We start from the raw sequence: 22,770 nt of genomic DNA, 5'->3' as shown, positions 1-22,770 counted from the left end.
GCAAGTGTTTTTAGTAAATATTTTACTAAGCTCTGAATAGCAACTGCTCTCTACACGGCTTGCTTTTTTTGGGTGAAATTCGGTTTCTTTCCTTATTTTGCGATTAACAAGCAACCGCAAAGCCGCCAAAATCCACCCGCTTTTTTTAAGCCATCGGCGACCAGGTTCCAACCCACCCTAAGCACTTTCTGGTAAATTGTTTACTAAAACTGTTTACTTTTGACAAATTTCCGGCTATAATCCATTTCGTAAACAAGTAAAGCGATTACAGCAAACAAAATGGAGGTATACTCGTGAACCGCAATGTGAAATCCAAAGGGCTCATGTCCCGCTTCTCCTTCGCGATGGGGAATCTGGGCCATGCCGCCTTCTATGGACTCTTGTCCAACTACTTCATTATCTTCGTGACCAGCGGGCTGTTCAGCGGCCTGCCAAACGCGATTGCCAACAAGTTGATCTACCTGATTACCACCTTGATTGTCGTCGTCAGAATAGCCGAAATTGCCATCGATCCGTTGATCGGGAACGTGGTCGACAACACCCACTCCAAGTGGGGCAAGTTCAAGCCCTGGATCCTGGCCGGGACTGTCATCAGCTCCGTGCTGATGATTGTCCTCTTTACGGGGATCTTCGGCCTGGCCAACAGCAACTGGGTGCTGTTTTCCATCCTGTTCGTCATCATCTTTATCACCCTGGACATCTTCTACTCCTTCTCTGACGTTTCCTACTGGGGGATGGTGCCGGCTTTGAGTGAAGACAGCCGTGAGCGTGGGGTCTACACCTCCCTGGGTAACTTCACGGGGACGATCGGCTGGAACGGCCTGACCATCATCGTCGTTCCCCTGGTAACCTACTTCACTTTCAAGGCTACCGGCAAGCATGAAGAAGGTCCAAGCGGCTGGCTGGCTTTTGCCGTGATTATTTCCTTATTGACCATCGTCTGCATGTTCATCACGGCCATCGGCACCCAGGAAAAGGACAACCTGATCCGCCGGGCGGCCAACAAGAAGAAGACCAGCATCAAAGACGTGCTTTTGGCCTTGGCCCACAATGACCAGATCCTTTGGGCATCTTTAGGCTATTTCCTTTTCTCATTGGCTAACGTCATCACTAACGGCGTCTTGTTCTACTTCTTCAAGTTCATCTTGGACAAGCCGGAGTCATATTCACTGGTTGGCGTGGTCGCAACGATCATTTCCTTCTGCACCTCGCCTTTGTACCCAATTCTCAATAAATTCATTCCGCGCAAGTGGCTCTTTACAATTGGACAGGTTTGCATGATCCTGTCCTACATCATCTTTATTTTCTTCAGCAGCAACCTGGCCTTGTTGATCATCGCGATCGCCTTGCTCAACTTCTCCTTTGCCCAGCTAGTAACGGTCTTGACCTTGACTGACGCGATTGAATACGGCCAACTGAAGAATGGCGAAAGAAATGAAGCCGTTACCTTGGCCGTGCGGCCAATGATCGACAAACTGACCGGGGCCTTTTCAAACGGCCTGGTCAGCTTCATCGCCGTTACCTGCGGCATGACGGGAGCAGCAACCGCAGCTGACATGACCTCGGCCAGCATCCACACTTTCAAGAGTTTTGCCTTCATCATTCCACTGGTCTTGGCAATCCTGGCCCTGATTGTGTTCGACAAGAAGGTTACCTTGACCGAAAAGAAGCATGCCGAGATCGTCAACCAGCTGCAGGAAAAGCTGAGCGTTGACCCAACCAGCACTGGCAAGGCTGGGACGACTGAAGTTGACGCTCCAGTCACTGGGCAGCTCAAGCCCCTCTCCTCTCTGCCGGATAGCTTCGTGCCCCAGCACGGTGAAGGCTTCGCCATCAAGCCAAGCGAAGGCAAGATCTACGCGCCATTCACCGGGACCGTCCGCTTCACCTTTACGACCAAGCATGTCTTGGGCATGGAATCAGACAATGGCTTGGAAGCCTTAATCCACATTGGACTTGGCACCGTCAACCTGCGCGGTGAAGGCTTCAACAGCTACTACACCGACGGGCAGAAGGTTGAAAAGGGCCAGCTGCTGATGGAATTTGACCGCGACCTGATTAAGGAGCGCGGATACGATGACACGGTGATTATCCTCTTCACCCAGCCGCAGCGTCTGCTGCACTTTGAAGACGTGGCTCCGCGCGAGACCAAGTCAGGCGAAGAGATTATGCAGGTTACCGTCAAGTAGTGAAAAAATGTGACAAATGTGTTAAATAACCGCGCCCCTCTTGAGGTCGCGGTTATTTATGATATATTCTTCTACATGAGTGCAGGAAGGGAGTGTTCAGATGTATGCAAAGATGCCGTCACGCCTAAAGGAACTGCGCGAGCAGCGAGCGTGGACCAAGACGGAGACTGCCAAGCGCTTAGGCGTTGGCACGTCAACTTATTCCAACTGGGAATACGGGCTCCGGGAGCCCGACATCGACCGGCTAAGCCAAATGGCCGACCTCTACGGGGTAACGGTAGATTATTTGATTGGCCGCAGCAACCAGCTGCCAACCGTTGATCTGTCTCAAAACAAAATCGATTTCATGTACAAGGGGCAGAAAGTGCCGGAATCTGAAATGAAGATCGTCCGCCGCCTCTTGAATTCAAAAAACGACTGATTTTTTATTGAGAATATAAACTAAAATCCTCCACAATCGCAGCAACTAGTGATTGTGGAGGATTTTTTTGAAGTTGATTCCTGAAAAATCAATGTCTCAGCTTATGACATTGGATCGAGTATTGGCAACTATTTCAGATACGTTTCCTTGAAGTCCCAGTTGCCTCGGGTGGAGTAAGCCTTCTTAACGTTCGGCCGAACTAGCATGACGCTGGTTGAGTAGTAAAGCGGGCAAATACCGGCATCATCAAGCAGAATATCTTCTGCCTTGCTCAGGTCGCTCCAGCGTTGACTGGTTGAGGCAGTCGTCTTTGAATCAGCGATCAGCTTGTCATATTCGCTGTTTGACCATTGCCCGTCGTTTTGACTGTTGCCAGTCGTGAACAGATCCAAGAAGGAAATTGGGTCGGCAAAATCGGCAATCCAGTCGATCAGGCCCAGTTGGAAGTTGTGGCTGGCCAAACGATTAAGCAAAGTCTTGAATGGCACGCTGTTGACTTCGACCTTGACTTGCGGCAGAGCGGATTCAACGTTTGACTGGATGGCTTCGGCCGTCTTCTTGGCGCTGTCAGTGTCGCTGGAAATCAAGGTCAGCTTGATCTTGCTCTTGCCCAGTTCCTTCAAGCCCTTAGCCAGGTACTTCTTGGCCAAGGCCTTGTCGCCGCTGGCTGGGTAAAGGCTCTTGGCGCTGCTTGAAACCAGGCTGGTGTAGTCTTTGCCGTCAACCTTGGTCAAATCCTTGGCCGTCAGAGTGTTGGCCGGCTGGCTGGCCCCGCCGTCAATCGTTGAAACCAGACCCTTGCGGTCAATCGCCAAGGCCAAGGCCTTGCGGATGTTGGCGTTCTTGACGTAGCTGCTGCCGCCCTTGCCTTGACCGAATTCCATGTAGAAGGTGGCACCCAGCGGAAGCGAGGTAAAAGCCTTGTTATTCTTCAGCTGCTTGATTTGTGAAGAATCAAGCGAGGTCGCGTCCAGCTTCTTTGACTGGTAGAGGTTGTAGGAAGTCGTCGTTGACTTCTGCACGCTCCAGCTGATCTGGTCCAGCTTGACCTTGCCCTTGTCCCAGTAGTTCTTGTTTTTGACCATCTTCCAGGAAAGGTTGGACCCAGTCCAGCCTTTTTGAACGTAAGGACCGTTGTAAACCATGTACTTTGAGGCCGTCCCGTACTTAGAGCCAAACTTCTTGACCGCTCTTTCGTTTTGCGGGAAGAAGACCGCGAATCCCATCAGCTTGTTGAAGTATGGAATCCGCCGTTCCAAAGCTACGACCAGCTTGTACTTGCCGACGGCCTTGATGCCAAGGCTGGAGACTGGCTTCTTGCCGGCAACGATCTTGTCGGCATTCTTGATTCCCGAGAAGAGGTAGGAGTATTCAGATTCAGTCTTGGGGTTGACCGTCCGCTGCCAGGAGTAGACGAAGTCCTTAGCCGTCACCGGATCGCCGTTAGACCACTTATCGCCCTTGCGCAGGGTAAAAGTATAGGTCTTCCCGTCTTTGGAGACTTTTTCGGAAGTAGCCAAGCCTGGGGTAATCTTTGAGTCCTTGCCCAAGCGGTACAAGCCTTCAAAAGTGTTGGAGATCTGCGTGAAGGAGACTGAGTCAGTCGCCTTGGACAGGTCCATGGTTGGAATTTCTGACCCGGTGGTCCAGTACAGGGTCTTCTTGCTAGAAGAGCCGGCTTTTGAAGAGCCGCAGGCCGTTAACGCGAGCGCGGCCAGGCAAACGCCAGCCGCTTGGCCAATATTTTTAGGAAGTTTCATCGTCTCGTCCCCCTACTTACACTATTTTCGTCATCACAGTTCGTTAAAGAGATAGCCTTTAAGCTTGTTTTAATTATATTTTCATTTAGAAGCATACGCAAGTACTTGCAATCTTTTCAAGAATATTCAAAACTTTAGCAATTTCTCCTGGGGAGCAGACTTATTTTATTCAGTGATTTTCCGATTTAGCTTAATTTTATTATGTCAAAAAGCGCCGCATCCCCGGGAAATCGGCAATGCGGCGCTGGCGGCTTAGATATTTATTTTTTGGCAAGAGCAAGACGGGAAGTCGTCCAGACGATATAGAGACAGGCGCTTGTCGTCAAAGCAAAAGCCGTTAGGTTGATTCCAGCCAAAGCACCGCCCCGCGCTAGCAGCAGGACGCTGCTTATTGATGCCAAGATGGTCAAGGCCGGCACGACTCGCGCGTCAAGGCGGAGGTCGATGGGACTGGTGCCCGACTCACTCGCGGGCTCAAAGAAAACTTTGAAGATGAAAAAGCTGCAGATCAACATGCCCAGCAGCAAGACTGAAAGCGCCGCGACAGTGACTTTCGCCCAGACTGGCTGAGTCAGCAAGGCATAGCCGGCCGCGAGGATGTTGGCAGCGGCAGCCGCCCAGCCGCAGACGCGGCCGATTTGCTGAAGCTTACGGCGATCAATCTCGTTTGTTTTGCTGGTAAAGGATTTTGGGATAAGTGAGCGTTGGTACTTTTTATTTTCCATGAGCACTCTCTTTCTAATTCGCAATGTTTGCATTTATCCTATGCTCTTTTTGCCGGCTTTTCATGCTTTCTGCGTATCTTTTACGGTTACTTAAGACCTTTTCCAAAAAATAAAGAAAAGTCGCGTGTCCCTTAGGACGCGCGACTTGTTGCAACTGACTGGACTACTTGAAACAGAGCAGAAACATCGGTGAATGCCAAACCGTTCCGTCCGGGAAGGTTGCCTCGACCGTCACGTAGCTGTTGGATTCATCATCACAGTCATAGTCGTCTTTAATTTCGTACTTGGTTCCCTTTGGCAAATCCTGGCAATAAAGTCTTATGGCTTTGCGGCGTTTTTCTTGGACGCTGGCTTATTGGCAGTCTTCTTGACAGCTTTCTTTCTGCTCTTTTGAACCGCCTTCTTTGCGGACTTCTTGACGACTTTCTTCTTGGTCGTTTTCTTAGTTGCCTTGTAAGCCTTGAACCACTTGGTCTTTTCCGGAGCTTGCACAAAGTAGAAGCGGCGTTTCCCCGGCTTGTACTGGCTGTTCTTGATGACCCAGCCGCAGCCTGTTGCCATAAACCACTGTGAACGGTAGAGCACAGTGCCTTTCTTGACCTTCCCAGCAGCGTAAAAGCGGTTCTTGGCTTCACACGAGCCGGTCTTGATCCGGTAAACTGGCATGCTCTTGGTGACTACAACCTTCTTGTTGGCTGCATCCCCGTATTCATAGCCGCTAAGATAGCTGGCTTGCACCGGACTAGCAGCCATGGCAGCCAATGACAAGCAGCCAATGAAGGTCAAAATTTTTCTGTTCATTCTGTTTCAGTCCTTTCCTCAAATTCGATTCTCTCCCCAAGATTAGAATACATAAACATAACAACTACTTTAACTATATCGCTTGCTGCCAAGCATGAAAAGGCTTTAGCGAAAAAAGACTGTCAGCGGCAGTCTTTCATATCAAATGTTATGTTAATCGTTTTTCTTTTACAAAATGCTCAGACCGATTACGGTCACGCAGGCTCCAACAGCCATGATGGCAATCCCCACACAAGCCATTTTCTTGAGCCGCAGGCTGCGGGCTTGTTTTTCCGGGCTGATCCGGGTCAGCGGGAATCTTTTCCGGTAAAGCAGGTAGGCCAGCAAGCCCTCTCCTCTTTGACCGTTGCTCAAGAAAAAGGCAGTCCCTTTGGGGTGAGAAATCCCCCGCAGATCAGCATCCAGAGCCAGCAAATGGTAGAGCTGATACCAGGTAAAGGCGATTCCGACTAACAGGATGGCCAGGCCAAATAAGACAAGCAGACTCATTGCGTACTCCTCCTAAATTCTTTTAGCGATGTCAAAATCCTTTGACGTCCACAATTTTACCTGATTTCCCATGCAATTAGAAAATTTCTCCTCCCTCTTGACTATAACCTAAGGTCACAGTTTACGCTTAAAGCAGAAGTTTAAAGAAAGCAGGCAAAAAAATGACAGAAGAACTGAAACGAAAAGTCTGGGCCTTTAGTTTGCCGATGATCAGCGAATTCCTGGTCCAGCAGCTCTACAGCGTGGTTGACATGGCCATCATCGGCCGCTTCCTGGGAGCCAGACAGCTTGGGGCCGTCGGGAACGCGGCCAACATTATCATGCTCTTCCTGGTAGTTTCAGGCGGCTTTGAAATGGCAGTCGACGTGATGGTCTCCCGTCTCTTAGGAGCCGGCCGCAATCAGGAAAAAGCCGCCGTTGCCCGTGACACCCTCTGCCTTTCCGCGATCAGCGGCTTGATCCTGGTCGTCATCGCGTGGCTCTCCCTGCCATCCCTTTTTAAGGCGGTTTCTCTGCCTGAAAACATGATGGGGGATGCTCTACTCTATGGCCGGGTCTATTTATTTGCCTTGCCGATCATCTACATCTATGACGTTGGCCGCGCTATCCTGATTTCCAATGAGCGGGCCCAGGTCTCCTTCTACCTCCTGGCCGGATCCAGCCTTTTAAACCTGCTTTTGAACCTGTTCTTCATCCTTGGCCTGCAGCTGGGCGTGCTGGGTTCGGCCTTGGGCACGGTATTGGCTCAAGGAGCAATGATGCTGGTCACCCTTTGGCTGTTGGCCAAAATGGACCGGCAGGAAGCAAAGCCGGTCTCCTTAAAGCCCGACCTCTCTTTAAAAAAGATCAAGTCCATCCTGCACATCGCCCTGCCGACCATTTTTCAGCAATTCGCGATTACCTTTGGCGCGACCCTGGTCCAAGCTTGGGTCAATCCCTTTGGCCAGGAAGCCATCCTGGGCTACGTGGCCATCGTCAAGTTCATGAGTCTGGCCCGGATCGTCCTGGTTGGCTTTGCCCAAACCCTGACCCTGCTGACGGCCCAGCTCCTGGCTGGCAAAAAGTTCGCCGCCGTCAAGGCCGTCTACCGCTACTGCTGCCGGCTCTCCCTGATCTACTGGCTGGCCAGCTCAGCCTTGTCTGTCTTCGCCTGCCGCGCCTTAGCCAGTCTCTTTTTTGACCCTGGGCAAAACCAGGCGGCCTATGGATTCTTTAAGATCTACCTGTTTGCCTTCGTTGGCATCCAGCTCTTCTCGATCTTCAAATTTATGAATGAAGGCCTGCTCAGAAGCATGGTTTTGATGAAGGAATACCTCTACTGCAACTTGGGCGAACTGGGACTGAAGCTGGCCGTCAACTGGCGGCTGCTGGCGCCTTTAGGAACGAATGCCTTTTGGAGCGCGGAATTAGGCGCCAGAATCATCTGCGTCCTGGGCTCGGCCGTCTTAGTGATCAAAGAGCTGCAGCGCTTGGAAGCAAAAGAAAAAGCCGGCTGTTAAGCCGGTTTTTTGCTGGGAAACATTACCGCGCCTGGCGGTCATGTTCCGTATCTTGATAGTATGCTTCTTTGGCCTGCCGCATGGCCTTGTCTGCTTCAAAGAGCAGCTGCTTGAGCTCCAGCTGATCAACCCTTTGCTGCGAAATGCCCAAAGAAACATGAAAGCCTTGCTTTTGCAGGTTCTCCAGGAGCTGGTCGCACTTCTTCTCTACCTCAGGCAATGATTCATCCGAAGCCACTGCCAAAAATTCATCCCCACCAAATCGGAAGCTGAGCTCATGGCCAAAATACCTGACCAATTCATTGGCAAGCGCAATCAGCATGACGCGGTCAAAGTAGAAGCCACTGATCACGCCAACCGTGCCAAAGAAGACCGAATTCCAGGAATCAGCGGTATAGCTGGCAGGCGTCTTATACTCCCACGCCAGCAGATTAAAGATAATCACCAAAAGCAGAATAGCCACTAGCTGTTTCCAGGGAGCAAGCACGAACATCGTGGGCAATAAGACCATAAAAACCATGACCGTCGTTGCTTGGCTTGACGGATTCTGCAGGGTCGTCCAGATCGCGTATACGGATAATAGCAGCGAAAAAAGCCAGACCAGTGGCCAAGTCGGCCAATTCCGGAACTTAGCCAGCAGGGTTAGCAGCACGAGCAACAGGCTGCTGATTCCCGTGCTGACGTATAGCACTTCCCCAGAATAGAACCAGCCGGAAAAAGTGTTGGAAAAGGGCAACAGCTCTTTAATTGAATCAATCAGGGCGGAAACAATCATCGCCAAAAGAAAGATTCCTTCCCTAAACAGGAGTATCTTCAGGTTGCTTCGATTGACGCGCTCCTTAACGGCTAAGTATTCGTTCTCCTCCAGGCCCGCATAGCATAGATAGTTCCATATTTTACTGTGGCTTTTCATTCTTGTGATGCATATCTAACCTTAAAAAAAGCGGGCTATTAACAACTAATACACTTCAATATGAACATAAGCGTGTTGGGCAGCAGCTTGCCTGAATAGCTCAATCAGTCTGCTTAACACCTGTTCAGCTTGTGCTGTTTCAAGGTGCTTGCCTTGATAGTGCTTCAAATCCTGTAAATATTCTACAGCGTCGACATCTGCCTCATCTTCATCCCATGGGCCTTCAAGCTGATTATAATCACGGGTCATGCCGTGCCAGCCTTTACCATCTAAAGGCGGCTTACCAACAATCTGAAAAATGTACCCATCCCAGATATGCAAACATAGACCTGCATAAGTAAAGGTCACTTCTCCTTCACCTTCGAAACCTTTATAATAGGTAAAATCATTTTTTATCTGACCAGTGTCCATTGTCCAGCAATCTCCTTTGTTCTTTAGTTAATCTATTTGCCGTCTTGGCATCTATGCTTGCTTGCCACATTTCAAATGGTACCCATTTCTTTCCAGTAGCAGATTCAACAAGCACTTCATCGACCGGTGGCCTAGCATTATTGCCAAATCCAACACCAGGCTTATGTCTACGCACTTGCCATGTGTTTCCTTCAGTAATTGGTGCCCCAGGCGTCCTAGTATGCCAACGTACCTCATACTTATAACCATCAGCACGCCAGTTATACTTTACTTGATTATAACCATTCTTTTTCTGGTCTTTAATCTTAGCAAAAGAAGGAATCTCTATAGGTGCGCTTTGAGACAGGACATTTCTGATATATTCTTTGACATCTTCTTTTTTTCTTTGTCAAAATCCTTTGACAGCCGGGATATTACAGTAATTTTCTAGGAAATTACTCTGTTTTTGTCCACCTTTGATCAAATACTAAAACACAGCATCCCCTTCTCGAAGGAATCGATCGGGGATATCGTGGAAGTTGGCAACCATGACAGCTTGATGGCAAAGAAGGGCTTTTACGCCGACCTTTACCAGTCACAGTTTGAACATGGTGAAGAATAAGAAAAAAGTAAATCATTTTGGATACATTAAAAGCCACCAAGCTCAAACTTGGTGGCTTTTGCTATTTCACGCTTCTGGTCGCGATAAAAGTCGGGATATTCAATTCGTGCAGGCGGCCTTCGCCGTTGGTATCTTCATAGAGATTGGTTAAAGTAAAGCCAGCTTCCAGCTGGCCGCCGATTTGTTCATCCAAGGTATGAGAGAACTGAACGCCAGAATCATCTTTTTCCAGCTGTTGCATCTGGTCAGGATTTTTCAACGGATTAAAAGGCAAAGAGTTGACGACATACTTTTCATCTTCGCTGTCAAACAGGTAGTTGATCCCGTTGTCCAGGCCAACCAGGAGTACCCCTTCCTTTTTCAAAACCCGGTAGCATTCTTTCCAGATCGGCTTAACTTTTTCAACGTAGCAGTTGGCAACTGGCTGAATAATCATGTCAAAGCTTTCGTCAGCAAAAGGCAAAGGCTGGGTCATGTCGGCTTTGATAATGTCGATATCGTAGCCTTCTCTCTCAGCAACCAGGCGCTCGCTTTTCAGCTGCTGGTCAGAATAGTCCAGGACTGTACATTTTGCTCCCAAGGCAGTCAAGATCGGCATCTGCTGGCCACCCCCGCTGGCTAGGCCAAGAACCTTTTTGCCGTGTAAGTCACCAAACCAGCTGTGCGGGACATACTTAACCGGGGTTAACTTGATCTCCCACTTTCCCTCTATAGCAGCTTGGAAGGTGTCGTGGTCAATTGCCTTGCCCCACTCCCACCCTTCTTTGACCCAGCGGTCGATCGTTTCAGCGTTGATGTCTTGATAGTTCATAATTGTTTTTCCTCCACGTAATTAATAGTTTTAGTTTAGCACAACGTTAAAATTCCTTCTGGCATTTATAACTTTGGTTTAACTTTTTCGTCATTTACCGTTGACTTTCTCAGATTTAGGATTAAGATAAAAGACATGAAATCAAAACAACATTGCTTTGAAAAGGAAAAGTAGTTTTGGCGAGACCTGCAGAGAGCTTCTGGTTGGTGTGAAGAAGCGGTCAGACCAAGTGCGAAAATCACCTTTGAGCGGAAACTGCGAGATTAGTGGTTTCGGGGTCCGCCCCTTAAAGCGGCAGCGCATTATCTGTGCGTGAAGGCCTAACGGCGAAAATAGGTGGTACCGCGCTAATAGCGCCCTATTGGATCAATTTGATCCAGTGGGGCGCTTTTCTTTTCCCTGCAAGATGAAAAGAGGAACGCAAATGAAAGTTAGAAAAATGGCAACAGTTACATTACTTGGCATGTCAGCTTGCACGTTGGCTGCCTGCGGCAACAACAATTCCCAAGCATCCAGTGGCAAGACAAGCCTGAACTTGATGGAGACTGACGTAGTCAGCTCCCTCGATACCTCAGTGACTGCCTCAATCCCCCAATGGGACACTTTGGTGCAAACTATGGCCGGCCTTTACCGGTCAGATAAAAATGACCAGCCAGTTCCCGCGGTTGCCACTAGCTATCATAAGTCCAGTGACGGTAAGACCTACACTTTCAATCTGAGGCACAATGCCAAATGGTCAAACGGTGATACTGTGACCGCGCAAGACTTTGTAACCGCCTGGCGAAAAGGCGTTTCTCCCAAAGCAATGTCTGGCTATAACTACATCTTCAGCAACATCAAGAATGCTGACCAAATCTCTCAAGGCAAAAAGGCGGTCAGCAGCTTAGGCGTCAAAGCCGTTGGCAAGTACAAGCTAGTCGTACAATTGGAAAATCCAGAACCGACCTTCATCGACAAGATGGTTATGCCAGCCTTTTACCCGCAAAACACCCGCCTTGTTAAAAAATATGATGCCAAATATGGTACGGCGGCCAAGTATACCGCTTTTGACGGGGCCTTCAAGGTCACCAAGTGGACTAACACCAGCGAAAAGTGGACTGCTGTCAAGAATCCATACTACTACGCTAAAAGCGCGGTCAAGCTGCAAAAGCTAAATTACCAAGTCGTCAAGGATTCAAACACTGCCCACCAGCTCTTCCAACAAGGAAGCTCAGATGACGCTGTAGTTTCAGGCACGACGGCACAAGGTCTGCAAAATAATAAGAACCTCTACCACCTCTACCGGTCAGGTAATAACTTCGTAAATCTGAATATGGCTAAGGGCGCCGTATTGGCCAACAAACAACTCCGTCAAGCCCTCTACTTGGCTGTTAATCGTACTCAGCTGTCTAAAAAGGTTTTAGCAGATGGTTCAAAGCCATCCTACACCTTCTCAGCACCAAACGCCGCAAAGGATCCGGCCAGTGGCAAGGACTTCGCTGCAGCAGCGCAGCCAAAAGAAACTTACAGTGTTGCCAAGGCTAAAAAGCTCTGGCAGGCTGGCTTAAAGCAGCTGGGCAAGTCAAAAGTTGAACTGACCCTGGTGGCAAGTGATACAACTACCGACAAGAATGTCAGTGAATTCCTGCAGTCACAGCTGGAAAGTAAGCTGCCAGGACTTAAAGTGACTGTCAAAAATCTGCCATCCAAGTCAGCCTACAATTTGGTTGCCAACGGCAAATATGACCTTTACCTTTCCCTGTGGCTCAACGACTACGCTGACCCATACAGCGAACTGCAGACCTTGGAAAAGACTAACAGCCACAATTACGGTAAATACACCAGTGCTGCCTACAACAATGAGCTCAGACAAGTCAGAAAAAATGCCGCGACCAGATCAGTCTACTTCAGCCACCTGTTAAAGGCGCAGGAGCAAATGAACCAAGATTACCCTGTTCTTCCTCTTTACACCATGGTTGAAGACCACCTGGTAAACTCCAACTTAAAGGGGGTACTTTGGCACAAGGTTGGCATGGTTGACTACACGAGAGCATACTTCAAGTAACAAGTGAATTTAAGACTGAAGGAGAAAAAATCATGGATCAAACGAGAATCGTTACTTTAGACAATGGCTATCACCTTTTTACCCGTAAGGTCAATGAAGGACCGGTTAAGTTGCTCTGCGTGCACGGCGGGCCTGGTGACAACCATGAAGACTTTGACAATTTCAAGGCTGGCTTAGCCGGCAAAGGAGTTGAGGTCTACTCTTATGACCAGTTAGGTTCATACTGGTCAGATCAGCCAGATTTTTCCAAAGAGGAAAACCGTAAGTATTTGAATATTGACTACTTTGTTGATGAACTTGAGGAAGTCCGCCAGAAGCTCGGTTTGGAAAACTTTTATCTGCTGGGCCACTCTTGGGGCGGCTTATTGGCCCAAGAATATGCAGTCAAGTATGGCCAGCATCTCAAGGCCGTCATTATTGAATCGATGATTGACAACCTGGATGAGTACACCGTCAACATCAACCGGGAACGAGACGAAATGTTCAGTCCGGCCCAAGTGGAATACATGCGCGAATGCGAAGCCGCAGAAAATTTTGATGATGCGATGTACCAAGAATTGGTCGCCAAGCTTTACTCTGTTTACTTGATCCGCCACCCGGAAAATGGAACCCGGCACGTGGTCAGCACGACCAATACCCAAGTCTACAATTACTTCCAAGGCAACAATGAATTCATGATGGTGGGCAAACTGACAGAGTGGGATTTCCGTGACCGTTTGGCGCAGATTACCCTGCCTACCCTTTTGACCGTCGGTGAATTTGACACCATGCCGCTCGATGCTGTCCGCCGGATGCACAAGACTTTGAAAAACTCCCGGATGGTTGTGACGCCAGATGGCGGCCACTGTCACCACATTGACAATCCAAAAGCATTCTTTTCTTCCTTATATAAGTTCATCAGTGATGTTGAAGCTGGAAAATTTGCAAATACAGATGAGTAGAAATAATAAGACCGCCACAATCGTGACGGTCTTTTGCTTGAAAAGTACCCAACTGAAGCTGTTTTGCGAAATTCGAGTTCCCCAAAAGTTCTCAACTGGCACGTTTTTAGTCCCGAAAGCACTCATCTAAGTCAGACCATTCTACATAGAAGCAAAAAAACTTGTTCAAGCATCATACCGAATGGCGTGATATTGAACAAGTTTTTTAGAGCCGCTTCACGGTCTATGACAATCAGTATTTGTTAACTGTTGCTATCCTTCTCAACGATAAAAGGTTGCAATGCTTCTGCCAGTGAATGCAGGTTACGAGTTTGGATGATAACCTTGCCGTTCCCGGTAAAGTGGTTGACCAGGCCTTCACCGGAAGTGAAGCCGAACATTCCGGATGCTACTTTAATGTCGTAGTCAAGCCCTGCATCCCAAGCAACGACGTGCTCGTTGTCGATTGAGATCGGCTTGTCGCTGGTCACCGTCAGTTCAACCAGGTCACCAAAGGCGTTGACCAGCATATCGCCTTCGCCTTCAGTTTGCATTACGTAGAAACCACCGGTTCCCCCAAAGGCTGCCTTGCTAAAGCTTTGACTTTTCATCTTGTAGCTGACGCTGTCGTCACTTGCTAAGAAGGCACCGGTGTTCAAGCAATACTGTTGCTTGCCAACGGACAGCTTCTCAATCTTGCCTGGAATTGCGGGTGCAACCCCGATTTGTCCGCCATCGGCATCCCCAGTTGCTTGGGTGATAAACATGCTTTCACCACTGGTCAAGCTCCGGCCAATCGCACCGAGCAGGCCACCCAGCCCCTTCTTGCTTGAGTTCATCTTCCCGGCAATGGACACGTCCTTCATGTAGACCATGGCGCCGTTTTCGACTTTGATGCTTTCGCCCTTGTCAAGGGTGACGGTTGCCAATGGGCAGGTGTTCCCGCCGCTTAATTCGTACTTCATGAGCTTCCTCCTTTTTTCGTTATTTTTTCAGTTAAATCTGCTATTTATGTCATTCGTTCTTTCCTATATTATATCAAAAGGCAACTTTTTCCCGCAATAATCTTATTGCCGAAAGATTAAGTCATGACGGGCTCGCGCTTACTTTCCCAGCGCGCTGAAATCTGGTTCAAAACAGTCCAGCAGGGTGAACTGTCCGTCCTCATACTTCAGCTTGAGGATAGTGCAGTTCTTCATCCCGTGCGGTAAGGGCTGCTTATAGTAACGTAAAAAGCAGGCCATGGCACCGCCGTGTGATACCGCTAAGACTGAATAGTGGTCTTCCTGCTCCATAACTTGGCTCAAGGTCTGGGCCATTCTTTTGCTGACTGCTTCCTGGTCTTCCCCGCCATATTTGACGAAAAAGTCCCGGTAAGGCAGCGGCGGGTTCAAAAAGTCGTCCATGCCCTCAAAGCGGCCAAAGTTCCATTCCTTGATTCCTTTGAGCCGGGCATAAGGCAGCCGGCCGCCGGTCACCAGTTCCAAGGTATCGCATGCCCGCTCGCTCGTGCTTGCATAGCAGTGGTCCAGCTTAATCTTGTTATCTGTAAAGTAGCGGCCAGCGATCTTGGCCTGGGCAATCCCCAATTCAGTCAACGGTGAGTCGCACCAGCCCTGGATCTTGTTTTCCAGGTTGAATAAGGTCTGGCCATGCCGCATGAGATACAGTATCTTTTCCATCACATTTTCCCCGTTTCTGTATAGCGCTTACATGGAAGTTATAGCATTTTTGGCAAAATCGTGAAAAAGCATTTACCTGCGGCATTTCAGCCATTTAGCCTGCTGAATCTGGTATGATGGAGTACTGAAGACCAAGCGCCGCTTGCAAATTAATAAGGACGGAATACTCATGATCGATTGGCTGGCCCTGACAAAGGACTTATATCTGGAAAAAGGCGAAAACCGGCAGCTGAAAAACTGGCGCGTGCACTTGCAAAAGACTGACCTGCTGGATCTGGGTCTCTACAGCAAAGGCAAGCTGGAAGAAGATGGCCGCTACAGCATCCCCTGCTACCAAATTTTCAAGCAGTACGTCAAAAGTCCGGACGAAGTCTACCAAGAGCTGGAAGACAAATATGGTCCCCTGCTCTCCAAGAAAGACCGCCGCAAGCAAAAGGGCCTGGCCAACCAGGCTAAGCTGGCCCAGTTAAAGCAGGAAGTCCAACCAGAATACGCCGCTTTTCTAACCCAGAATTATTCAGACAAGCAGCTGCTGAGCGACCTCCCCTTTTACCAGGAAATGGCCAAAGCTTGGGACAGACCGGCTGAAGGCGTCCTGCTGCCAACCTTTGCCCTGCAGGTGCTAGGCAATCCCCACGCTTTTGACCGGGGAAGCAAGGGCCGCGGCTGCCTTGACAAAATCATCCAGCAGCAACTGGGCGAAGACGCAGCATTGGCTGATTTCAATGTCTACCCTGACCAGCTCTACAATTTCGCCATGACGGCCAACTTGCTGGATACGCCATTGACCTACGACATCATTGCCCTGCCCGATATTGACCGCATCCCCCTGCCAAAGCAGATCAAGGTCTACCTGCATGAAAATTCCGGCGTGACCACCGCTTTGGCCAGCAAGTTCCCAGACCGCGCCTTCGTCTGCACGGGCGGGCAGGTCAACCTGGCCACGAAAAGGCTGATCAAGCGTCTCTTGACCAATCACTGCCAGCTTTATTATTCCGGCGACTTGGACCAAAGCGGGATCAAGATCGCGGACAACCTGCTCTTGGAGTTTCCAGACCTCCACCTGCTCAACATGGACCTGGCAACCTACAAGAAGCATTACCAAGCCAGCGTTCCCCCAGCAAAAGACAAACAAATCAAAGAAGTCGCCAATCCCGGTCTGCAGCAATTGTTGGCAGAAATCCAGCGCAAGCAGCGCGTAATTTTTGAGGAGGCAATCCATGATTTTTTATAATGACGAAAGCTTTATGTCCCAGGCGGACGGCTTTATCAAGGCGGTTGCCGTGCCAGGCCTGGCCCGGGACATCGTCGTCTTCTTGAACAGCCATCCCATGGGTGAATACACGCCCTTGCAGCTGAGCGAGCAGCTGCAGGCTGACTACGATGACGTCACCAAGCTGCTCAAGAAACTGTCTGCCAGCAAAAACCTAAAATCCATCCCCCTGACCAACCAAGCCAAGGCCCGGTCCATGAAGGAAGCCATGCAGACCACGGCCTATGCACTGACCAGCGAGAGCATGGAGCTCTTCCAGGCCTTTGACAAGATTGCCAACCTGCAAAAGCAGATCAGAGAATCCCTGTCCATGACCGAAACCGACCAGCTGATCGAGAACTTGCGACAATTGAAGACCAGTCTGGAGCAGCTGCTCACGGATCCGGACAATCTTGCCCTTAAGGGCAAGCTCTTTAAAGACAGTATCTCCCTTTATGACTTGTCTTTTGGCTACAACAACGGGATCTACAACCGGCTGAAGAACCGGATCGACAGCTTCGCGACCAACATTCACGACCTAAACATGCAGGTCTTCCGCTTGGAGACTGATGCCAATACCACCGGTGACTTGAACCAGGAGCTCTTTAAGCTGCGGGATGTAGTCAAGGAAGTCCTCGACAAGGTTGAAAGCAAGATCCCCGAAGTGCTGGAGGCTATTTATGCCCTGGAAGACAGCCAGAACAAAATTGGCCCAAAGCTCTTCTACCAGCCCCTGGCCCTTGAGCTCCAGGCCTTCAACGCCACCAAGAGCCCGGACGAGCTGGCGGGGATCATGGCCGGCAATATTGCGGACATTGCCCAAAGCGAGCGAACGGGCAGCGGGCTGTATTCCAGCCTTCTGGACCGCTTGAGCGACATGTTCTTCGCCTTGATCGACCTCATCTCCCAGAACCGGGAAATCCAGGTCAGCAAGGAGCGGGCGGAGCGCTTTTTGGCACAGGCCCAGATGTTTAAAGCAGGCATGAGTGCCCAAGAAATGGCCCTTTTGTTTGACCAATATGAAGGCACGCCCCATTTTCACCACTGGTACATGTCCAAGCATGCCAGCTACCGGCTGGATGATGAAAAAATCCACTACAGCTTTACGGCCAAAGCACGCAAGCAGGCGAAAAGCAAGCTGGCCCGGTCCATGGAGCTGACCGACCTGGAGAAAGCCGAATTAGCAGCTGAGCAAAAGCGGCACGCGGCTGAGCAAGCCAAGCAAAAGGAGCTGGGACAAAGCTTGATCAGCAAGTCCTTAAACCACTTGACCGACGCCGAGTTTGCCCTTTTACAGAAATTGCTGGGGCAGAGCCACTTTGACTACCGCTTCTCAGAAGCCGGGGACCTGGTTAGTGCCAGCGCCGCGACCGGCGACTACCTGCTGGTGAAGCAGTTCCAAGCAGACGACATGGTCATCAGCTCCCCCGCCCAAACCCTGATCTTATGCAAGTGCAGACTGGAGGTAAAAGACAGATGGCAGAATTAGACTGGAGCCAGATCATGCCGCAGCTTTTAGCCGGCAAGACGACTGCTTATATCAGGCAAAACCGGCTGCAGATCAGCAAGTATCTGAAAGACAAGTTCAACCTGGTCTTAGACCAGGACCTGCATCTGCGGGCTTATTCCAAGACCCACCCCGTTGGCATTGAAGCCGACAAGCGCGTGCAGGCCGATCCCCTCTTGTACCGGATCTATTATGAGACGCTGGCGAGACTGTCCAGCCTGCAGGTGGGCATGACTATCCTCTACCAGGATATCGTGGCCTATATCAATGACCAGGAAAACTTGTCCACGGCCAGCTCGGTGGAATTGTCCAAGTACCTGAAGCCGGTCATCGCCAAGCTGGAGCAAGACGGCATCCTTGTCCTGCGCGACCAGGACGACAAGGACTCCTTGTACGTCTTGACCAAGCGGCCCAAGCCCCAGGATCCAATCGACCTGGCCAAGGGGATCCAGAACGGCAACGACGTTGCCCGCCAGGAGCTGCTCTTAAACGGCTTCTTTAGAAAGGAAAGCATGGGCAAGAGCGAGTACAACTACCTGCAGAATTCCTTTGAGCCCTTTTACAATCCAGAAACCAGACAAGGATTGCGCCTGGTCAACGTCGATGACTATTTCCTTTTGCTCAACTACTCCCAGCTGGACTTCCCCAATACGGTCCAAAGCAAGCTGGACGCCATGGCCGTTGAATTGCTTCAGCTGATCAACGACAGCGGGCAAAGCAGCTTCCAGCTGACTGAGCTCATGGCTTTAGCCAAAAAGACCGCCAGCTACCAGACCATGACCGGGGCGCAGAAGGCGGCCGGCTTGAAGATGAAGCTGAATGAATTGCTGGGCGAATTGACCTACTACGGCTTGCTTTCCAAGGAACAGGACACCTGGTTTGCTACTTCCCTGACTGGGATCATCGTCAAAGAAGAGGAGGATAATGATGACGAATTATAAGCTGAACCGCTTTGGCTTTTACAACTACTTTAACTACCGCGACCAGGTGTTTGACGCCAATACCCAAGCGATCGTCTTTAACGGGGAGAACGGATCCGGGAAGACCGCGACCATGCTTTCCCTGTTTCCAACCATCTTCTTGGGCAGCATGCGGGTCGTCGACAGCAAGCGCAGCCTGGACTACTACATTAAGGCCGGTGAAGCGGGCTTTGCCTGGGTGGAATTCAAAGCCGGCGACTTGCTGCAGACCCTGCTTTTGGCCTACAGCAAGTCAGCCGAAGGCTCCAATACCAATCACTATTACTATGTCCTCAAGCAAGGCGTCAAGGGGGATGAGGTTTCCTACTCCACCAGCTGGCAGGAATTCCGCGGGGCCGTCAAGCCCTTGGTTGAGCAGCGCTATGACACCCAGGCTGACTACCAAAGCGCCATCAACCGCCTCTTCTTTGGCTTCCAGTCGCCCAGCGAGCTGCAGGAATACTTTGAGCACCTGGCCGCTTTTGAAAAGCCGCCGCTAAAGCAGACTGGCAGCACCGCGGAACTGGACAGCGCCTTGAAGACGGCTTTACCAAACCTCAACCACTACGCGGACCGGGCAACGGTAGAGAACTTTATCGACAATGCCCTAGCCATGGTTGAAGAAGAAAAGAAAAAGGCAGAGCTGGACCAGCTCAACTCGGCCTTGGCCAAGACCGAGGAATGGGAAAACCTGACCAACAAGCCGATCTTGGCCCAGATCCAGACTTTTTACGCCAAAGCCAAGACTGAGCTTAACCGCCGGCAGCGGGAATTTGCTGGCTTGCAAAGCCGCTTAGAGGAAACCAGGGAAAGCATTGCCCGCCTCAGCAAGCAGCAAGCTGAATTCAAGCAGGACTTAAAGGCAGAAGAAGGCGAGCGCGACGCCCTGCAGACCGTGATTGACGCCAAGAATCTGGACCAGCTGGCCCAGCAGATTAAGCAAAGCAAGGATGAGGCCGGAAGCCGGAAAAGAGATTTGGCAGCTGCCAAGCAAGACTATCAAAACGTCCAAAAACGGCTGGCGGACAACCAAGCAGAGCTGGAAAACGAGCGGACTGATCTGGCGGGAATTGCCAAAAGCCTTGAGGCCATTAAGGCTGAACTGACGCATTACCCGGCCCAAGCCGACCTGGCCCGTGCTTATCCAAACCCAGACCAGCTGCTGAAAGAGCAGCTGCGGCTATTGAAACAGCTGGCGGACTTGGCCAAGCAGAATGAGAATCTGCTCAGCCAGCTGAATCTGGTCAATCAGCAAATCAACAGTTTTGATGAAGCTGACTTGACCGACCGGATCACGGCAGCCTTGAATGCCCTTGATCAGGACACTGCCAAATGGCTGCGGGAAAGAGAGATCAGCTTTGACCAGACTCCAGACTTTGACCTGGACGCCTATGAGGACAGACGCCAGCTGCTGGAAAGTGCCCGGGCCCAATACCAGGAAGCGATCGTGGAAAGCCGGCATGACATTGCCGAAGAGCGGGCTCAGCTTAGCCAGCTGCGGACTGATCTGGCTAAGCTTAAGCAGCAGCCAAAGCCGGAAACGACGGCTGACTTTAAGGCCGGCCAACAGCTCTTTGAATTGGTTGACTTTAAAGAAGGCGTGCCGGCTGACCTGCAGCTGCAGCTGGAAAGCGACTTAAAGTACAGCAACCTGCTCTATGCCCTGTTTGACGGAAGCGGGATCAAGACCGGCTTGGAAGCCGCCGGGGTAGCTGACGGCAAAGCCGCCCCAGGACAAGCAAGCCTGGCTGACTACCTGGTCAGCCAAGATGACCGGGTCAATGCCTTCTTGAAGACGATCGCGGTCAAGGACGGCCACGTCAGCTACGCCAGCGTCAATGTCCACAGCGAAAAAGGCACGGCCATCACCCACATCGGTGAAAGCAACCGGCAAAAAGAGCGGGAAAGACAGATTGCCCTGCTGACGGAGCAGCTAAGCCAGGCGGAAGCGCGCCTGCAGGCGCTGCAGGACCAGCTGGCCAGCTACCAGGAGCTGTTTGATCAGGCTGATCCGGCCTCCTTCCCAAAGAGCGACCGAGTCACCGAAGCCCAAATCGCCTACCAAAACGCCCTGGCTGATCAAGGTAAACTGCACAAGCAGCAAGAGCAGCTGCAGCTGCAACTGGCTGACTTCAAGCGGCAAAGCGACCAGGTCCGTTCAAGCCTTTGCCCTGACCTGCCTAGTGAGCTCAATGCTTTTTACGACTATGCCTCTCAATGGAAAGACTTCAAAGGCAAGCAAAGCGAACTGGCCAGACAGGAAAAAGCCCTGGCCAGACAAAACGAGCGGGTGGCCAGGCTTGAAAAGCGCTTGGAGCAAGCCAAGAGCGAATTTGCTGACAAGAAAGCACAGGTTCAGAATAAGCAGGACCGCTTGACCGAAATGCAGACCCGGATTCAGACGCTGGAGCAGCAGCTGGCTGAAATTCAAAATGATCCAGAGACCCAAAAACAGCTGGCCAGAAAGGAAGAACTGGACCGGCTGATTGAAGAGGTCAAAAACAAGATCAGCAGAAGCGGCTACGATTTGGAGCACGAAAACCAGCAGCTGGCCGATTGCCAAACGCAGCTGCCGATAAAGCAGACCGCGTATGAAGAGCTGGATCATGAATACGCGGCGGTCACCGGCCTGCTGGAAAAGCTGGGGCTGACTGACAAAGTCCGGGATGCATCCCCTAGCGACTGGAACAATGAGCAGATCAAGGCCAGCAACCAAAGCAAGGCCAACCTGGCCATGATTGCCGTCAACGACATCAACGGCAAGACGGAATACCGGGTCGACAACAGCAAGCGCTTGGAATTTGCTGAGCTTGAGCTCAATGACGACCTGCTGGTCCAAGTCCAGAACCTTATGCATGATCTCGCGGTCGTTCACTATTACTTTGGGGACAAGGAACTGGAACTTGACAAGCTGTATGAGGACATCCGTCAGCAGCTCGAATCCTTCAGGGCATCGGCCGACGATGAGGTCCAGCGTCTGGCCCGCTACCTCAACAATTCAACGATTTTGCAGAAGATCCGCCAGGCGACCGCCGAAGCCACCAGCTTGACCAAGCAGATCAGCAAGTCTTTGAAGGAAAAAGAACAGACAAACCATATCTCCTTCTACACCAGCTTCAGTGAGATTCCTGACTACAAGAAGGACTACCTGGCTGCTTTTGGGAATACCTCAATCGACAGCCCGGAAAGCCAGAACGCGGTTACCCTCTTGATGGACCGCTTCTGGACTTATATCAAGGACAATAACGATGAAATGACTAGGGATGAGCTGGTTGACCACTTCTATGAGGAGTTTGACTACAAGAAATGGTATAGATTCAATATCAGCTTCCGCCGCCATGCTGGTGACGCCCCGGAAAAGATGACTGACCGGAAGCTTAATGCCTTTTCGGAAGGGCAAAGAAGCCGGGCAATCCTGGAGCCGCTTTTGATCGTCTTGGAACTGGATGAAAAGAAGATGACCAATCCGCTTGCTCCAAAGATCATCTTGATGGACGAATCCTTCTCAGGGATCGATGATGAGCAGCAAGAATTGTTGCTGAAGAACATCTATGATATCGCGGACAACTTTATTGCTACTGGCTACAATGCCCGACTTGCGGTACCAGAAAACAGCAAGGACACGACTTACTTCACCCTAATCGATCACACGGTTGATGGCAAGAATCACTTTATCTCTGTTGAACAGAGCATCGTCAGAAAAAATCGCTAAAAAACAAGGCATGATTCCGAATTAATGGAGTCATGCCTTTTTGGCATTTGGATTAAACTAAGCGTGCCTCTTCA

General features: G+C 50.5%; 19 protein-coding genes, 1 pseudogene and 1 other annotated feature. Of the genes and pseudogenes, 10 read left to right on the top strand and 10 right to left on the bottom strand.

Annotation, left to right across the window (positions count from 1 at the left end; translation table 11 throughout):
- Positions 1-323 precede the first annotated feature (323 nt).
- Positions 324-2,189 carry a PTS sugar transporter subunit IIA gene (locus tag FYJ62_RS02275; RefSeq protein WP_154547436.1) on the top strand — a complete coding sequence of 622 codons (1,866 nt, stop codon included), beginning with the start codon at positions 324-326 and terminating at the stop codon, positions 2,187-2,189.
- Between the two features lie 100 nt (positions 2,190-2,289).
- Positions 2,290-2,610 carry a helix-turn-helix domain-containing protein gene (locus FYJ62_RS02270; RefSeq protein ID WP_229771808.1) on the top strand — a complete coding sequence of 107 codons (321 nt, stop codon included), beginning with the start codon at positions 2,290-2,292 and terminating at the stop codon, positions 2,608-2,610.
- A gap of 128 nt (positions 2,611-2,738) precedes the next feature.
- On the opposite strand, the gene FYJ62_RS02265 is transcribed toward FYJ62_RS02270, so the two are convergent.
- The 5 genes from FYJ62_RS02265 to FYJ62_RS02245 all read right to left on the bottom strand — a co-directional run bounded on the left by FYJ62_RS02265 (position 2,739) and on the right by FYJ62_RS02245 (position 6,385).
- The gene (locus tag FYJ62_RS02265) at positions 2,739-4,370 is read right to left on the bottom strand and encodes a peptide ABC transporter substrate-binding protein (RefSeq protein WP_154547317.1); all 1,632 of its coding nucleotides are present in this window, start codon (positions 4,368-4,370) and stop codon (positions 2,739-2,741) included.
- A 260-nt stretch (positions 4,371-4,630) separates the two neighbouring features.
- Positions 4,631-5,095, bottom strand: a complete 465-nt coding sequence (locus FYJ62_RS02260) for a hypothetical protein (protein WP_154547315.1) — start codon at positions 5,093-5,095, stop codon at positions 4,631-4,633.
- Between the two features lie 163 nt (positions 5,096-5,258).
- On the bottom strand, positions 5,259-5,396 hold the full coding sequence (locus tag FYJ62_RS02255; protein WP_154486853.1) for a hypothetical protein: 138 nt from the start codon (positions 5,394-5,396) through the stop codon (positions 5,259-5,261).
- Between the two features lie 17 nt (positions 5,397-5,413).
- The gene (locus tag FYJ62_RS10590; protein ID WP_195837371.1) at positions 5,414-5,896 is read right to left on the bottom strand and encodes a hypothetical protein; all 483 of its coding nucleotides are present in this window, start codon (positions 5,894-5,896) and stop codon (positions 5,414-5,416) included.
- Positions 5,897-6,064: 168 nt separating this feature from the next.
- A complete protein-coding gene (locus tag FYJ62_RS02245; RefSeq protein WP_154486854.1) occupies positions 6,065-6,385 on the bottom strand; it encodes a hypothetical protein in 321 nt (106 codons plus the stop codon).
- A gap of 161 nt (positions 6,386-6,546) precedes the next feature.
- Here FYJ62_RS02245 and FYJ62_RS02240 point away from each other — a divergent pair, with 161 nt between their 5' ends.
- Positions 6,547-7,884: an MATE family efflux transporter gene (locus FYJ62_RS02240; RefSeq protein WP_407657286.1), complete on the top strand. Its 1,338-nt coding sequence runs from the start codon at positions 6,547-6,549 to the stop codon at positions 7,882-7,884.
- 22 nt (positions 7,885-7,906) lie between these two features.
- On the opposite strand, the gene FYJ62_RS10585 is transcribed toward FYJ62_RS02240, so the two are convergent.
- Entirely contained in the window at positions 7,907-8,659 is a 753-nt protein-coding gene (locus FYJ62_RS10585; protein WP_229771817.1) for a diguanylate cyclase domain-containing protein, read from the bottom strand.
- 183 nt (positions 8,660-8,842) lie between these two features.
- Positions 8,843-9,208: a hypothetical protein gene (locus FYJ62_RS02230; RefSeq protein ID WP_154547313.1), complete on the bottom strand. Its 366-nt coding sequence runs from the start codon at positions 9,206-9,208 to the stop codon at positions 8,843-8,845.
- A 445-nt stretch (positions 9,209-9,653) separates the two neighbouring features.
- On the opposite strand from FYJ62_RS02230, the gene FYJ62_RS10720 reads away from it, so the two are divergent.
- Positions 9,654-9,809 carry a hypothetical protein gene (locus FYJ62_RS10720; protein WP_229771807.1) on the top strand — a complete coding sequence of 52 codons (156 nt, stop codon included), beginning with the start codon at positions 9,654-9,656 and terminating at the stop codon, positions 9,807-9,809.
- 61 nt (positions 9,810-9,870) lie between these two features.
- Here the strand turns inward: FYJ62_RS10720 and FYJ62_RS02220 are convergent, their stop codons facing one another.
- Positions 9,871-10,620, bottom strand: coding sequence for a class I SAM-dependent methyltransferase (locus FYJ62_RS02220; protein WP_154547311.1), 750 nt, complete (start codon positions 10,618-10,620; stop codon positions 9,871-9,873).
- Positions 10,621-10,768: 148 nt separating this feature from the next.
- Positions 10,769-10,984, top strand: a binding site (T-box leader).
- A gap of 60 nt (positions 10,985-11,044) precedes the next feature.
- Between FYJ62_RS02220 and FYJ62_RS02215 the strand changes: the two genes are divergently transcribed.
- Together FYJ62_RS02215 and FYJ62_RS02210 are read left to right on the top strand one after the other, a co-directional pair.
- Positions 11,045-12,664, top strand: a complete 1,620-nt coding sequence (locus FYJ62_RS02215; protein WP_154547309.1) for a peptide ABC transporter substrate-binding protein — start codon at positions 11,045-11,047, stop codon at positions 12,662-12,664.
- Between the two features lie 32 nt (positions 12,665-12,696).
- On the top strand, positions 12,697-13,605 hold the full coding sequence (locus tag FYJ62_RS02210; protein WP_154547307.1) for a proline-specific peptidase family protein: 909 nt from the start codon (positions 12,697-12,699) through the stop codon (positions 13,603-13,605).
- Positions 13,606-13,847: 242 nt separating this feature from the next.
- Here the strand turns inward: FYJ62_RS02210 and FYJ62_RS02205 are convergent, their stop codons facing one another.
- Positions 13,848-14,549, bottom strand: a complete 702-nt coding sequence (locus FYJ62_RS02205) for a TIGR00266 family protein (RefSeq protein ID WP_154547305.1) — start codon at positions 14,547-14,549, stop codon at positions 13,848-13,850.
- A gap of 116 nt (positions 14,550-14,665) precedes the next feature.
- A pseudogene (locus FYJ62_RS02200) lies at positions 14,666-15,269 on the bottom strand (histidine phosphatase family protein).
- Positions 15,270-15,435: 166 nt separating this feature from the next.
- On the opposite strand from FYJ62_RS02200, the gene FYJ62_RS02195 reads away from it, so the two are divergent.
- From FYJ62_RS02195 to FYJ62_RS02180, 4 genes are read left to right on the top strand one after another with little or no spacing between them, the layout of a single operon-like run.
- Positions 15,436-16,500, top strand: a complete 1,065-nt coding sequence (locus FYJ62_RS02195) for a DUF2399 domain-containing protein (RefSeq protein WP_154547301.1) — start codon at positions 15,436-15,438, stop codon at positions 16,498-16,500.
- Entirely contained in the window at positions 16,487-18,007 is a 1,521-nt protein-coding gene (locus FYJ62_RS02190) for a hypothetical protein (protein ID WP_154547299.1), read from the top strand. Before FYJ62_RS02195 ends, FYJ62_RS02190 begins: the two co-directional genes overlap by 14 nt.
- Entirely contained in the window at positions 17,995-18,966 is a 972-nt protein-coding gene (locus tag FYJ62_RS02185; RefSeq protein ID WP_154547297.1) for a hypothetical protein, read from the top strand. Before FYJ62_RS02190 ends, FYJ62_RS02185 begins: the two co-directional genes overlap by 13 nt.
- A complete protein-coding gene (locus FYJ62_RS02180) occupies positions 18,950-22,696 on the top strand; it encodes an SbcC/MukB-like Walker B domain-containing protein (protein ID WP_229771806.1) in 3,747 nt (1,248 codons plus the stop codon). The genes FYJ62_RS02185 and FYJ62_RS02180 overlap by 17 nt, the downstream gene beginning before the upstream one ends.
- Positions 22,697-22,770 lie beyond the last annotated feature (74 nt).

The sequence above is a fragment of the Lactobacillus porci genome (genome assembly GCF_009695985.1).
GTDB classification, from domain to species: domain Bacteria; phylum Bacillota; class Bacilli; order Lactobacillales; family Lactobacillaceae; genus Lactobacillus; species Lactobacillus absianus.
The sequence above is the reverse complement of the archived record's forward strand: the minus strand, read 5'-3'. Positions and strand labels throughout refer to the sequence as shown.